Raw genomic sequence first — 13,273 nt, forward strand, 5'->3', positions numbered from 1 at the left:
CGAGGCGGGCACCACCCACAACGCCACCAGGAGAACGCCCAGCAACCCCACGGTGCCCCGCCGGGCGGCCACGCCCAGCGATGTGCGTAATCGTTGGTACATAAGCGTGCTGCACCTCTCGTGAAGTGGTACCGGCCGGTGCGGACGTCCGGAAGAGCGCCCGCACCGGCCGGCTGCCTCGGTTTACAGCTCCCGCACGCGGATGTTGCGGAACTCGGTCAGGTCGTTGTCCCCGTGGTTCTGCAACCCGATGAACCCGTTGCGGAACTGCCGCAGATCGGTCGGCGGGTCACCGGCACGGGACGACTCCTTGCCGGGCAGGTTGTCGAACTCGTTGATCACCACGCCGTTGCGCAGGATCGTGTAGTGCTGCCCGACCACGCGGATCTCGTAGGTGTTCCACTCACCCTTGGGAGTCGCGCCGGCCTGGTCGAGCCCGACCGGGTCGAAGTTGTAGATCGATCCGGTCTTCTGTGGCTCACCGGACTCCCCGTCGTAGATCTGCACCTCGTGTCCACAGTAGATCGCCACCCAGGCCTGCGAGTCCCTTGCGGAGCCGACGGTGCCGCAGCTGCCCGCGGGCCGCTGCTCGAGCGGCGTTCTCGGGTCGGGGAAGCGGACGAACACGCCGCTGTTGGCCCGGCCCTGCCCCGGTGCGATGTCCTTGTACTCCAGCTTCAGCGAGAAATCGGCGTACGGTTTCGCCGCGTACCACAGCATTCCGAGCCCACCGGAGCTGCGCAGCGACCCGTCCGGCTGGATGTCGAACCGGCCCGACGGCGCCATCTCCCAGCCGCGCAGCGACTCGGCCGTGCCGTTGAAGATCGGTTCCCAGCCCGAGTCACCCACCTTGCCGATGGGGGACTGCTTGGCCGCGCTGATCAGCGCGTCGCGCTCGGCGCGGACGAGCACGCCCTTGCGCATGAGGTCGCGGGCGACCTTCGAGACGTGGTCGACGAACTTCTTGTGCGTCGGCCACGTGCTCTCGTCGTCGATGAGGTCGTTGACCGTGCAGCCGTTGCCGACCTCGTGGTTCTCGACACCCGTGTCGGTGTCCCGCAGCCACACCGTCTCCCGCGTGTCGGGCACCGCGCAGCCGACGTCGACCCTGGTGGTGGTCGTCGCCTTCTCGCCGTCGGCGTAGGTCACCGTCAGCGTGGCCGTGTAGGTCCCGATGCTGCCGTAGGTGTGCACGGGGTTGGCCTCGGTGGACCTGGCTCCGTCACCGAACCGCCACTCGTACGACACGCCACCGGACCTGGACCCGTTGAACGCCATCGTCAGCGGCTTGTTCTGCAGCGCGGTCGCCCTCGCGGCCGGAGCCGGGGTGGCCGGCCCGCCCTCGTAGGTGACCCGCAGCAGCTTCTGGTTGGGGGCGAGGCTGAAGAAGCCGCTGCCGTAGTCGATCAGGTACAGCGCACCGTCGGGGCCGAACTGCGCACCCATCCAGCTCTGCAGCTGGGTGTCGGCACCGCCCGCCTTGATGATGTCGCGCAGGTCCTCCGCGAACGCGGGCGGGCCCTGCTGCTGCACCGTGGCGGGGTCCAGGGTCACGGCGACGCGGTTGTTCGGGTTGCACTCGTCACCGATGAACCACTTGTCGTCCCAGTAGGACGGCCAGGCCACGTCGCTCTCCGGGTCCACCAGCGAGCTGTGGTACGTCGGACCCGACATCACGGCCTGGCAGCCGCCGCTCACGAACGGCAGCGTGTAGGTGCTGTCCTCCTCCTTGTACGTGGGGATGCCGCTGCCGTCCGGCCGCTCCGGGAACACCGGTCCGCCGCCCTGCGGCGAGTACCAGATCATGTTGTCACGCGCGGGCGGGATGTCCACCAGTCCCGTGTTGCGCGGCGAGGTGTTCTTCAGGTTGTCGCAGTCGTACCAGCCGGTGAGCACCGACGCGTCCGTGTCGCTGCGGTCGCGGTAGGGTTGCTTGTTGCCCATGCAGTAGGGCCAGCCCTGGTTGCCCGCCGACGTGAGCACGGTCGCCGTCTCGTACTTGGCCGGGCCCAGCTCCGGGCTCGGCGCGCCGGCGTCGGGACCGACCCACGCGGTGGTGACCCAGTCGTGCACGGGGTCCACGTCGAGGCGCGCCGGGTTGCGCACGCCCATCACGTAGATCTCCGGGCGTGTCTTGTCACCGGGATCCTCCGCCTCGGGGAAGAGGTTGCCCTCCGGGATCGTGTACGTCCCGTCGTCCTCGGGGTGGATGCGCAGGATCTTGCCGTTCAGGTCGTTGGTGCTGCCCGACGTCCTGCGCGCGTCCTGGAAGGACACACCGGCGTACTCCTGGGTCCAGTTGTTGCCGGAGTAGCCCTGCGACCCCTGCGAGGAGTTGCTGTCGCCGACGGCGATGTAGAGGTTGCCTGCCTTGTCGAAGTCCATGCCGCCACCGGCGTGGCAGCAGCTGTGGATCTGCGTGTCCCACTGCAGGATGTCCTTGCGGCTGCTCAGGTCGAGCGTGTCGGTCGCGGCGTCGTAGGTGAACCTGGACACCGTGCGCTGGCCGATCCGCTTCTCCTTGTCGATCGACTCGTACGGCATCCAGTAGACGTAGATCCAGCCGTTGTCGGCGAACTCCGGGTCGAGGGTCATGCCGAGCAGACCCTCCTCGCTCTTGACGAGCTCGTCCCCGCTGCCCCGGTTGCCGAACACCTCGAGCGTGGTGATCAGCTTGACCTTGCGGGTCTCCGGGTCCCACTGGTGGATCGTGCCGCAGCCGAGACCCACGTTCTCCTGGTCCCAGTTGGGCACGGGGCCGGTGGGGCAGGCCGCCTTGCCGACGTAGAACACCGTGCCGTCCGGCGCGACCGTGACGCCGTGCATCTCGCCGTACTGGTCGAGCTGACCCGGCTGGTTCTGCCCGGTGAGCCGCTCTGTCTTGTAGTTCGCGGCGATCGTGGCCTGGCAGTCGCCCCTGACCACACCGGTCGTCCACTTCAGCGCGCCCAGCAGGTGACCGCGGAACTTGGCCTCGCCGTAGCTGCCGACGGTGCCGCCCATCCCGGTGTAGAAGGACCGGCCGCCGTCGTAGTCCCGGCACCACGAGATCGGGTGGAACGCGCCGTTTCCGTTCGCCCCCGCGTCATAGGTGTGCTCCTGCACCTGGGCGACCGTGTGCACCTCCCCCACCGGGTTGGTCTCCCAGTTGAGCCACTTGTCCGAGCGCTTCCACGTCAGCGGCAGGCCCTCGTTGGCGGGGTGCTGCCGGTCGACCACACTCACCACGGCCTGCTGCGGCTCGGGCTCGGCGCCCGGCGGCGGGGTCGCGTCGGCGGTGTAGAGCTCGATCTCGGCGAGCTGCGTCGCCGACTCGCCCGCGTTGGCGGTGATGTCGAGCCGGTAGTGCGCGTACGCCTGCGTGTTCTCGAAGCGGTACTCCTTGGGCTGGAACCTCTCCGGGAAGTCCTCGCCGGTGCGCCGGTCGAGATCGGTCCACGTCTGCCCGTCCTGGGAGCCCTGCAGGGTCCAATCCAGCGGGTCGCGGCCGGGGAAGTCGTTGGCCGAGGTCAGCGCGTAGTGCGAGATGGCGGCGGGTTCGGCAAGCTCCAGCGCGGCCCAGCCGGTGCGCGCGAACGTCAGCCACTTGCTGTTGGCGTTGCCGTCCACGAGCTTCGCGCCGGTCTCGTTGGGCGGGTTCTCGCCGCTCACCGTGACGCCGGCGACCTCCTCCGGCACGGGCCGGTTGCCCGCGGGGCGGGCGCCGATGAGGCCGCCGAACCACTCGGAGCGGGCCTGCGCCTTCGCGGCGTCGCGGATGCCGAGGAAGCCGCCGCCCTCCTCGATGTAACGCCGCAGCGCCGACTCCTGCCCGGCGTTCAGCTCGTTGCCCTCGGCGGAGAGGAAGACGATGCCGCGGTAGCGAGCGAGGTTCTCGGTCGTGAACGACGCGGGATCGGTGGAGATGTCCACCGTGAACCCGTTGCTCTCCCCCAGCTCCTCGATCGCCCGCGCGGCACGGACTACCGGGTCGGCCTGTTCGGCCGCGACACCGCGGAACACCAGTACGTTGACCTGGCTCGCCGCCGCGGCGGCCTGGTTCTGCGCCGCCACGGGCTCTGCGGGCGCGCCGGTGGCGGGCAGCGCGGTCAGCCCCAGTGTCAGTACCGCGCTCGTCAGCAGGATCATGCCACGCCGCAACGGTCTCGGCCGTAATCGGCCGCCGCGGGGCGGGAGCGCCAATCTTCTTCGACCCATCCCTACTCCATTCACTCGTGGTGCGCCCTAGTGGCCTTCGTGGGTGGTGCCGGGCTGCTGCTGTTCGAGCTGCTGTGGTTCCCGCGTCACGTGGTGGTGCTGGTGGTAGCGGTCGAGCGTCTCCTGCGCGCCCTCGGGCATCGAGCCGTCCGCGTTGCGGATCAGCCAGACGCCCGCCATGCCACCGTCGGAGTGGAACTGCACGTGGCAGTGGTACATCCACACGCCTGGACCCACGCCCTCCCCTGCGATCACCTGGAACCCGAAGGAGTCGCCGGGGTTGAGGTCCCGGTTGTCGATCACCTGCGTCGGGTCGTCGGGGCCGCTGAGCATGCCGGTGCGGTTGTCGGCCCAGCGGTGGGCGTGCAGGTGGAAGGTGTGGAAGAAGTCGCCGTGGCCGATGGCGATGAACTCCACGCGCTCGCCGAGATTGGCCTCGATCACGGGGATGTCGGGCGCGACGCGGTTGTTGATGGTCATGCCGTTGAACACCACGGTGTACTGGCGCTTCGGCAGGAGGTCGCCCTCGCGGCGCACGATGAGCGCGCCGTAGAGCCCGGCGCGGAGACCGTCCGTGCCGTGGTCGCCGCCCATCGCGTGGTCGTGGTAGTGCCAGTATCCCGCGCTGCCCGGCATCCAGCGACCGTCCTTTTGGTACGGTGCCCTGGTCTTCCAGATGTACTTGCGCCGCTGGCCCGGCTCGTTGAACGACGCGTTGAGCGGGCTGCCGTCGGAGTCGACGTCGTAGTCCACGCCGTGCGGGTGGATGGACAGCCGCCGGTCGGTGTTGTTGACCAGGTCGATCTCGAGGGTGTCGCCCTCCCAGATCTCGAGGATGGGTCCCGGCACGGTCGCGGTGCCCGGTGAGAGCCCGTAGCCGAACAGGCCGCCGCCGATCTCCTCGGCGTAGACGGTGATCCGCCGCGTCACGCCCGCGCGCGCGGGGCGTGCCGTCTCCGGCGCCGCCGCGGCCGAGCCGAGACCGGCGGCGACGACGGGAACGGTGACGCCCGCCGCCGCGGCACCGGCCAGCATGGAACGCCGGGACATCGCCCGCGCGAGGCGCGGGCGGGCGGGTTTCTCAGCCATGGGGTCTCCATTCGCGTACCCGGGCGGCACGTGCGGGCCCGGGGTCGGGGTGGGGAACGAGCGGGGTGAATCCTTGCCGTGCGCGTGTGTCGCTTGTGGACAGATTGGGTTCGCCGCGGCACGGCGCGCCGCCGGGCGAGCGTGGCTCGCCCGGGTGGAGGCGGTTGGACCGCGGGGTTCGGGGTTCTTCGGAAGGGCTTCTGCGGGCTTCTGCGCGGTGGCGGGGTCCGGTCAGGGCGGGGCTGGGCCGGGCGGGAAGCCGGTCACCGGACTGCCGACGGAACGGCGGAGGAGCGCATGCCGTAGTGCTTGCGGCATCCGCGCGTATCCCGCCTGTCGCGACGTTCGACTCACGCTGCCTCGCCTTCAGCGCCGAGGGTTCCAGGGGGAAAGTTAATTACTTCCGGTGCTCCCGTAAATATCTACGGTCAAAATAGGCGAACTTATGCTGCGTTGAGACAGAAGTGGTACGACAAACGGAGCAACGGCGCGGAGCCGAAGCGCCTACGCCGGTCGCGAGTCCCCCGCCCAGGCACGCGAGTCCCCCGCTCAGGCGCGCGAGTGCCCCGCTCCGGTCCGCGAATGGCGCGCTCCCGCGCACGACCGGAACGAACGACTCGCGGTCGGGAACGCACAACTCGCGGGCTGAGCGCACGACTCGCGGGCTCAAGCGGGCAACTCGCGGGCCCGAGCGGGGGACTCGCGGTCCCGAGCGGGCAACTCCCGGGCCCGAACGGGCAACTCGCGGGCCCGAGCGGGGGACTCACGGGCCGGAGCGGGGGACTCGCGGAAAGGGTCAGACCAGGAAGGTGAACAGGGGGCTGTCCGGCGACACCTGCTCGATGCGGTGCGGGGCGGCGTCCATCCGCTTGAGCATGGGCTCCAGGTTCTCCGGGGATCCCAGCTCGACGCCGACCAGCGCGGGGCCGGTCTCCCGGTTGTTGCGCTTGACGTACTCGAAGAGCGTGATGTCGTCGTCGGGACCGAGGATGTCGTCGAGGAACCGGCGCAGCGCGCCCGGCTCCTGCGGGAACTCGACCAGGAAATAGTGCTTGCGGCCCTCGAAGACGAGCGCCCGCTCGACGATCTCGTTGTACCGGCTGACGTCGTTGTTGCCGCCGGAGAGGATGCACACCACGGTCGCGCCCTCGGGCAGCCCCAGGTCGAGATGCAGCGCCGCCGACGCGAGCGCCCCCGCCGGCTCCGCGATGATCCCGTCGGACTGGTACAGGTCGAGCATCTCGACGCAGATCTGCCCCTCCGGCACGGCCACGAGACGCGGCCGGCCCTGCGCCGCCACGGCGAACGTGTGCCGCCCGACCTGCCGCACCGCGGCGCCGTCGACGAACGGGTCGACGTGCTCCAGCGCCACCGGCTGCCCCTCGGCGAGTGCGCGCGCCATGCTCGCCGCGCCCTGCGGCTCGGCGCCGACGACCCGCACCCCTGGGTGCGTCTCCCGGAGCCAGGTCAGAGTCCCGGCGAGCAGCCCGCCGCCGCCGACCGGCACCACGACCACGTCGGGAACCCGCCCGAGCTGCTCGATGATCTCCTTGACGACGGTGCCCTGGCCCGCGATGGTGCGCGGGTCGTCGAAGGCCGGGATGAGGACCGCGCCGGTCTGCTCGGCGTGCTCGCGCGCGGCCGCCGCGCAGTCGTCGTAGGTCTCGCCCTCGACGACGATCTGCACGTACTGGCCGCCGAACCGGGCGACGCGGTCGCGCTTCTGCCTCGGCGTCGTCCTCGGCAGATACACCCGCGCGCTGACCCCGAGAGCCGCGCAAGCGAACGCGACACCCTGCCCGTGGTTGCCCGCGCTGGCGCACACGACGCCCCGCGAGCGTTCCCCGTCGCTGAGCGAGGCGATGAGATTGTAGGCGCCGCGGCCCTTGTACGAGCGGACCGTGTTGAGGTCCTCGCGCTTGAGCCACACGTCGAGGTCGTGCCGCTGGGAAAGCCGCTCGTTGCGCTGCAGCGGGCTCGGCTCGATCACGTCGGCGAACCGGACGGCCGCCTCAGTGACGTCCGCCGCGCTCACCACACCCGCGTCCGGGGCGTTCTCAGACAACACGGTCCTCCTGTCGCATGTTCGTGCCATGAATAGCCGCGACGAGCATGGGCGGGACCCCGCCAGGGCGACCGACGGGCCACGCACACGCCGCTGCTCGTGCTCGGCAAGATCACAGAGATCCTGAACGCCTTCACACTGAAGCGGCCGTCGCTGACGTTTGCGCGAGATACAGCAATCTACCGGCCTGCCCGCGTCGACCGTGCAGCGGCTGGTGACCAACCTGATAGCGAACGGGTTCCTGGACCGCGCCGACGACGGTTTCCGCATCGGTGTCCGAATGGCCTACTGGGCGGCCGCGGCCGCCAAGGACTTCGACGTGCTCGCCGTGGTCAACCCGGTGCTCAAGGACCGGCGCGACGTCACCGGCGAGACGGCGTGCTTCTTCCGCGCCGAGGGCGAGCACCGCGTGTGCATCGCCGTCGCCGGGACCCACCACGCCCTGCGCCGCGAGATGTCCGTCGGGCGGATCGCGCCGATCACGGTCGGCTCCTCGGGCCGCGTGCTGCTCGCCTCGAACCCGGACCTCGCCGAAAAGGTCCCCCAGCACGAGCCGCCGCAGCTCGCCGACAGCACCGTGACCGACCGCGGCGAGCTGCGCAGGCTCATCAAACAGACCGTCGCCGACGGCTACGCCATCACGGTGGGTGACGCGTCGACGGCGCCTCAGGCCTCGCGGCCCCCGGTGTTCGACTCGGCCGCCGACGTGGTCGGCGCGCTGATGATCCAGGGCCCGACGCTGCGGATGCCGTACGAGAAGTGCGTCGAGCGGGTCGACGTGCTGGTCGAACAGGCGGAACGGATCACCCGGGCCCTTGGCGGCCGGTTCCCCGCGTGACCTCCCACGCCGCCGGGTTCACCGGGCGCGGCGGCCGACGGCCCTCCGCCATCGCGACGGCGTTGCGCGCGCACAGCTCGGCCACTCGCACGCGCACGGACCTGGTCGCGCTGCCGACGTGCGGCAGCAGGGTGGTGTTGGGCAGCTCCGCGAGGCCGTCCGCGAGCTCCGGCTCCAGCTCGTAGGCATCCAGCCCGGCCCCGCGATCACGCCGTCGCGCAGCGCGCCGGCCAGCGCCTTCTCGTCCACGATCGGCCCACGCGCCGTGTTGATGAGGGAACGCACGACTCGCGAGCGGGTGGGAGTCCACTGTGGAGCGGCTGTGGGGGCCGTGGCGGGACACGGCCCCCGGTCCGTCCTCAGTGGCCGATGTCGATGACGACGCGGGTCGGCGAACCGAGGGTGAACACGCGCACCCACGACCGGTACCGGGTGCCGAGCCCGACCGAGAGGACGCCCTCGAAGTCGCCGGTGACCGCAACCGCCATCACGTTGCGCAGGCTGCGGGTGCGGAACTTCACCGGGCCCGGATACGTCGGTGCACCGCTGGCGCCGTGTGCGGCGGCGGGTGTCGCGGTGACGGCGACGAAGTGCTCACCGGTGAGCCAGACGATCTCACCGGAGCCGTCGGCGATCAACTCATCGACGAGCCGGTGGGCGACGGCCGGCCGCGGCCCGCTCAGGTCGAGCACGACGCGGTCGAAGCCGGTGTTGAGGCCGGTGCGGATGCCGGTCAGCACCGGGGTGGTCGGCTGCGCGGCCGACGACGCCGACACCGCGAGACCGCCGAGCAACAGAAGGGTGGCGGCGAGCGCCGCGAGCGCGCGCCGCGTGAGGGTGGTCATCGTTGACCTCCTGCCGGGAGAATGGCGAACGGGAGTCCCAGCGCCGGGTATCAGGCAGACGCGCGGCGCGGGTCCCGGTTGCTCCCGCACCGGGACGAGACGAAGTCGTGACCGTGAACGAAGCACTGCCGGGAACCTTTGCCACGGCTAGGATCCAGCCGTGGACGACGTCGAGCTCGTACTCGGTCCCCTGCTTCGGCATGTCGACGAGTCGTCGGCGACGGTGTGGGTGGAGACCAGCGGGCCGTGCGAGGTCACGGTGCTCCACGCTGGCGCCCCGACGTTCGAGGTGTGCGGCCACCACTACGCGCTCGTGGTGCTCACGGGCCTGGCTCCCGGCACCAGCACGCCGTACGAGGTGCGGCTCGACGGCCGGACGGTGTGGCCGCAACCGGAGAGCCCCTTCCCGGCGAGCCGCATCCGCACGCTGCCCGAGGACGGCGCGCCGTTCCGGCTGGTCTTCGGGTCCTGCCGCAAGCCGCACGAGCACGACTCGCTCGGCACCGACGCGCTGGTGTCCTATGCGGAGCGGATGCGCGGGCTGCCCGAGTCCGAATGGCCACGGTCGCTGCTCCTGCTCGGCGACCAGGTTTACGCCGACGAGACCACGGCCGAGACGCAGGCCTGGCTCGCCACGAGGCGGGACCTGAGCGAACCGCCCGGCACCGAGGTGACGGACTTCGACGAGTACGCCCATCTCTACCGCGAGACGTGGTGCGATCCCCCGGTGCGCTGGCTGCTCTCCACCGTGCCCGTGTCGATGATCTTCGACGACCACGACGTGCGCGACGACTGGAACACCTCCGACGTGTGGCGCGAGCGGATGCGGCGCCATCCGTGGTGGACCGGACGGCTGCGCGGCGCGTTCATGTCGTACTGGGTGTACCAGCACCTCGGCAACCTCGGCCCCGGCGAGCTCGCCGAGGACCCCACCGCGGCCGCCGTGCTGGACGGGCCCGGCGACCGCACCGAGCTGCTCCGCAGGCTCGCCGACGAGGCCGACGACGAACTGGGCGCGGTGAAACACGCGCGGTGGAGCTACCGTCGCCGGTTCGGCCGCGTCCGGCTGCTGGTGATCGACAGCAGGGCGGGGCGCATCCTCGGCGGCGGGCGGCGGTCGATGCTCGACGAGGAGGAGTTCCGCTGGGTGGAGCAAAGCGCCGAGGGCGAGCACGACCACCTTCTGATCGGGACTTCACTGCCGTGGCTGCTGCCGCCGGCGTTCTCGGACCTGGAGTCGCTCAACGAGGCCGCGTGCCGCAGACCAGGCCGGCGGGGCCGCGTCGCGGAGTGGGTCCGGCAGACCGGCGACTTCGAGCACTGGGCCGCGTTCCGGTCCTCGTTCGACCGGCTCGCGCGGCTGGTCGAGCGCACGGGCTCGGCCGACGGCGCACCGGCGACGATCTGCGTGCTGTCCGGGGACGTGCACCACAGCTATTTCGCCCGCGCTCGGTTCCCCCGGCGGCTGCGCTCGGCGGTCTACCAGCTGACGTGCTCGCCGGTGCACAACACCGCGCCGTCGTACCTGCGGCTGGCGTTCCGCGCGGGCTGGTGGCGGCCGCTGGCCTGGCTGGCGGGCCGGTGGGCGCGGCTGTCCGGGGTGGAGCCGCCGCCGCTGGACTGGTCGTGCGTGCTCGGACCGCGGTTCACCAACGCCATCGCGACACTGGAGCTGACGGGACGCCGCGCGGAGGCGTGGCTGGAGCTGAGCGAACCGGACGGGCTCGTGGTGTACGCCCGGCTCCCGCTCGCCCCGTAGCGGGAGCCGGCGCACGTCAGCGCAGGTGCTCGCGCAGGAACGACACGCCCGGTGAAATGCCGCGTCCCGAACCACGCGAGCGCCGGCGTGCGGAGCTAACGGCGGCGGCCCAGCTGGCGATGGCGCAGGCGCACGCGGGCCGGGAGCACGAGGCGCTCCGGACGTGCCGGGAGGTGCGGGAACTCAGCGGGCGGCCCGGCGAGCTGCGGGAGCGACCCGGCGCGCCGCTCACCCGGCGCAAGCAGGAGGTCGCCACGCTCATCGCGGACGGACTGTCCAGCAAGGAGGTCGCCGAGCGGCTCACGATCTCACCGCGCACGGTTGACGGTCTCGTGGAGCGGATCCTGCGCAAGCTCGACTTCTCGTCGCGCACCCAGGTCGCGTCGTGGGTCGCCGCGAGCGCGGTGAGCTGAACGGGCGCGTCAGAAGAAGCCCTCGTGCTCGCGGTGCACGGTGGAGGTCGACTTGCCCGAGGCGCGGTGGCCGTAGTCGGCGCTGATGGCGTCGGCGGTGCGCACGACGAGCGGCGCGATCTCGGAGCGCAGCTCCTCGACGGTCGCCCGGCCGCTCGAGGTCGACGACGCCAGCGCGGCGATCACCGTGCCCGACTGGTCGCGGACGGGGGCCGAGACCGACAGCAGGCCCTCCTCCAGCTCACCGGCGACGATCGAGTAGCCCTCGGCGCGCACCGTGCGCAGCTCACGGCGGAACTCGTCGGGGTCGGTCACGGTGTTCCTGGTGAGCGGGCGCAGGCCCGCGTCGATGACCTCGTCGACGTGTTTCGGCGGAGCCCACGCCAGCAGGACCCGGCCCATCGACGTGGCGTACGCGGGCACGCGGGAGCCGATCGCGATGTTGATGCTCATGATGCGCCGCACCGGAACGCGTCCGATGTAGACGACGTCGGTGCCGTCGAGCGCGGCGAGTGACGCGGACTCGCTCGTCTGCTCCGCGAGCCGCATGAGGTGCGGCTGGGAGAGCTCGATCATCGCGTGCGAGGCCGAGTAGTGCTGGCCGATGCTGAGCACGCGCGGGGTCAGCGACCAGTGCCCGCCCTCCCCCTTCACGTAGCCAAGGCTCTGCAGCGTGATGAGGATCCGCCGCACCGCGGGCCGGGAGAGCCCGGTGGCGGAGGCGAGCTCGGCGAGCGAGGGGTTGGGCCGGTCGGCGTCAAAGGCCAGCAGCACCTGGAAGCCCCGCTCGAGGCTCTGGATGTGATCGCGCGAGTTCTCGTCCTTGGTCATCGCCCGCCATCCTCCCGCAGTCGCGGTCTTGACTTCCAAGCCGTCCGAGGTGCACCCTTCCACGTGTTGAACGCATAGCGGTCAGACTGTACGCATAGCGTACCGGAGGTGTCGACGATGACCCTGGACCAGCGCGAGATCCGCAACGGCTTCGGCCGGTTCGCCACCGGCGTGACGGTGGTGACCTGCGAGAACGATGCGGGTGAGCCCCACGGGGCGACCGTCAACGCGTTCACGGCGGTCTCGCTCGAGCCCGCGTTGTGTCAGGTGACGCTGACCCGCAGGTCCAAGGCCTGTGGCTACCTCGACGGCGCGCCGTTCGCCGTGAACGTGCTCGCCGCCGAGCAGCAGGACATCGCGTGGCACTTCGCGGGCAAGCCGCAGGAGCCCGGTCCCCTCTGGGCACAGGGACCCACCGCCCCCGTGCTCCTCGGCAACGCGGCGACCATCTCGTGCCGGCCCTGGCGCACCTACGACGGCGGCGACCACCTGATCGTCCTCGGCGAGGTCGTCGACCTGCAGCTCACCGACGCCGAACCCCTGCTGTTCTTCGCGGGCCGGTTCCGCTCCCTGCGCGCGCTCGACAGCGGCCACCACTGGGCCGCGTCCGTCGACTGCCCGGAGAGCAGCTGGTTCGGCATGCCCGCCGCGGGCGCCTACCAGCGCGTGCCCGCCTGAACCGCGACGCGGTCAACGATCCCCATCAATGGAGAAGGGAACTACTGATGACAGTCGAGCAGCGTGACGAAGCCATCGGCAGCGCCGCGAACGGAGCGAGCGCTCCGCGGAACACGCGCCCGATGACCGGCGACGAGTACATCGAGAGCATCCGCGACGGCCGGGAGGTGTTCATCTACGGCGACAGGGTCGCCGACGTCACCACCCACCCGGCGTTCCGCAACTCGGTGCGGATGACCGCTCGGCTTTACGACGCGCTGCACGACCCGGACAGGCAGTCGGTGCTCACCGCGCCCACCGACACCGGCAGCAGCGGGTTCACCCACCCGTTCTTCCGCACGCCACACACCAGTGCCGACCTGTTCGCCGACCGCGACGCGATCGCCGAGTGGGCGAAGATGACCTACGGCTGGATGGGCCGCAGCCCCGACTACAAGGCCGCCTTCCTCGGCACGCTCGGCGCCAACGCCGACTTCTACGAGCCCTTCGCCGGCAACGCCCGCCGCTGGTACACCGAGTCACAGGAAAAGGTCCTGTACTGGAACCACGCGATCATCA

General features: G+C 70.9%; 11 protein-coding genes and 1 pseudogene. 6 read left to right on the plus strand and 6 right to left on the minus strand.

Features of this window, described 5'->3' with window-relative positions:
* Positions 1 to 183: 183 nt before the first annotated feature.
* The 3 genes from DI005_RS33115 to ilvA form a co-directional block, all read right to left on the minus strand.
* Positions 184 to 4,128, minus strand: a complete 3,945-nt coding sequence (locus DI005_RS33115) for a ThuA domain-containing protein (RefSeq protein ID WP_369973644.1) — start codon at positions 4,126 to 4,128, stop codon at positions 184 to 186.
* 96 nt (positions 4,129 to 4,224) lie between these two features.
* Positions 4,225 to 5,286, minus strand: coding sequence for a multicopper oxidase domain-containing protein (locus DI005_RS33120; RefSeq protein ID WP_228713914.1), 1,062 nt, complete (start codon positions 5,284 to 5,286; stop codon positions 4,225 to 4,227).
* A gap of 796 nt (positions 5,287 to 6,082) precedes the next feature.
* Entirely contained in the window at positions 6,083 to 7,381 is a 1,299-nt protein-coding gene (gene ilvA / locus DI005_RS33130) for a threonine ammonia-lyase IlvA (RefSeq protein WP_199543426.1), read from the minus strand.
* Between the two features lie 130 nt (positions 7,382 to 7,511).
* On the opposite strand from ilvA, the pseudogene DI005_RS39605 reads away from it, so the two are divergent.
* A pseudogene (locus tag DI005_RS39605) lies at positions 7,512 to 7,559 on the plus strand (hypothetical protein); the annotation flags it as partial.
* A 6-nt stretch (positions 7,560 to 7,565) separates the two neighbouring features.
* Positions 7,566 to 8,189, plus strand: coding sequence for an IclR family transcriptional regulator (locus DI005_RS33135; protein WP_233520408.1), 624 nt, complete (start codon positions 7,566 to 7,568; stop codon positions 8,187 to 8,189).
* 18 nt (positions 8,190 to 8,207) lie between these two features.
* Here DI005_RS33135 and DI005_RS39810 read toward each other — a convergent pair whose 3' ends face one another.
* Both DI005_RS39810 and DI005_RS33145 read right to left on the minus strand, forming a co-directional pair.
* Positions 8,208 to 8,609, minus strand: coding sequence for an NAD(P)-dependent oxidoreductase (locus tag DI005_RS39810; protein WP_369973645.1), 402 nt, complete (start codon positions 8,607 to 8,609; stop codon positions 8,208 to 8,210).
* Complete coding sequence (locus DI005_RS33145) at positions 8,549 to 9,034, minus strand: hypothetical protein (protein WP_112268606.1); 486 nt, start codon at positions 9,032 to 9,034, stop codon at positions 8,549 to 8,551. The genes DI005_RS39810 and DI005_RS33145 overlap by 61 nt, the downstream gene beginning before the upstream one ends.
* Before the next feature lie 160 nt (positions 9,035 to 9,194).
* Between DI005_RS33145 and DI005_RS33150 the strand changes: the two genes are divergently transcribed.
* Both DI005_RS33150 and DI005_RS33155 read left to right on the plus strand, forming a co-directional pair.
* Positions 9,195 to 10,793 (plus strand): alkaline phosphatase D family protein, encoded by a 1,599-nt coding sequence (locus DI005_RS33150; protein ID WP_113644710.1) that lies wholly within the window; start codon positions 9,195 to 9,197, stop codon positions 10,791 to 10,793.
* A gap of 56 nt (positions 10,794 to 10,849) precedes the next feature.
* Complete coding sequence (locus DI005_RS33155; protein ID WP_113644711.1) at positions 10,850 to 11,206, plus strand: response regulator transcription factor; 357 nt, start codon at positions 10,850 to 10,852, stop codon at positions 11,204 to 11,206.
* 9 nt (positions 11,207 to 11,215) lie between these two features.
* On the opposite strand, the gene DI005_RS33160 is transcribed toward DI005_RS33155, so the two are convergent.
* On the minus strand, positions 11,216 to 12,037 hold the full coding sequence (locus DI005_RS33160; RefSeq protein ID WP_113644712.1) for an IclR family transcriptional regulator C-terminal domain-containing protein: 822 nt from the start codon (positions 12,035 to 12,037) through the stop codon (positions 11,216 to 11,218).
* Between the two features lie 117 nt (positions 12,038 to 12,154).
* Between DI005_RS33160 and DI005_RS33165 the strand changes: the two genes are divergently transcribed.
* Together DI005_RS33165 and DI005_RS33170 are read left to right on the plus strand one after the other, a co-directional pair.
* The gene (locus DI005_RS33165) at positions 12,155 to 12,715 is read left to right on the plus strand and encodes a flavin reductase family protein (RefSeq protein ID WP_112268598.1); all 561 of its coding nucleotides are present in this window, start codon (positions 12,155 to 12,157) and stop codon (positions 12,713 to 12,715) included.
* A gap of 47 nt (positions 12,716 to 12,762) precedes the next feature.
* Positions 12,763 to 13,273: 4-hydroxyphenylacetate 3-hydroxylase N-terminal domain-containing protein (locus DI005_RS33170; protein ID WP_369973646.1), on the plus strand; the 511-nt coding region annotated here is incomplete at its 3' end.

It is taken from the genome of Prauserella sp. PE36 (assembly GCF_003311655.1).
Taxonomy (GTDB): Bacteria; Actinomycetota; Actinomycetes; order Mycobacteriales; family Pseudonocardiaceae; genus Prauserella_A; species Prauserella_A endophytica.

Bases quoted from the DNA above. Each gene is read 5' to 3' on its own strand.
- DI005_RS33115 (WP_369973644.1), bottom strand. From the start codon at position 4,128: ATGATCCTGCTGACGAGCGCGGTACTGACACTGGGGCTGACCGCGCTG.
- DI005_RS33120 (WP_228713914.1), bottom strand. From the start codon at position 5,286: ATGGCTGAGAAACCCGCCCGCCCGCGCCTCGCGCGGGCGATGTCCCGG.
- ilvA (WP_199543426.1), bottom strand. From the start codon at position 7,381: ATGGCACGAACATGCGACAGGAGGACCGTGTTGTCTGAGAACGCCCCG.
- DI005_RS33145 (WP_112268606.1), bottom strand. From the start codon at position 9,034: ATGACCACCCTCACGCGGCGCGCGCTCGCGGCGCTCGCCGCCACCCTT.
- DI005_RS33155 (WP_113644711.1), top strand. From the start codon at position 10,850: ATGCCGCGTCCCGAACCACGCGAGCGCCGGCGTGCGGAGCTAACGGCG.
- DI005_RS33160 (WP_113644712.1), bottom strand. From the start codon at position 12,037: ATGACCAAGGACGAGAACTCGCGCGATCACATCCAGAGCCTCGAGCGG.
- DI005_RS33165 (WP_112268598.1), top strand. From the start codon at position 12,155: ATGACCCTGGACCAGCGCGAGATCCGCAACGGCTTCGGCCGGTTCGCC.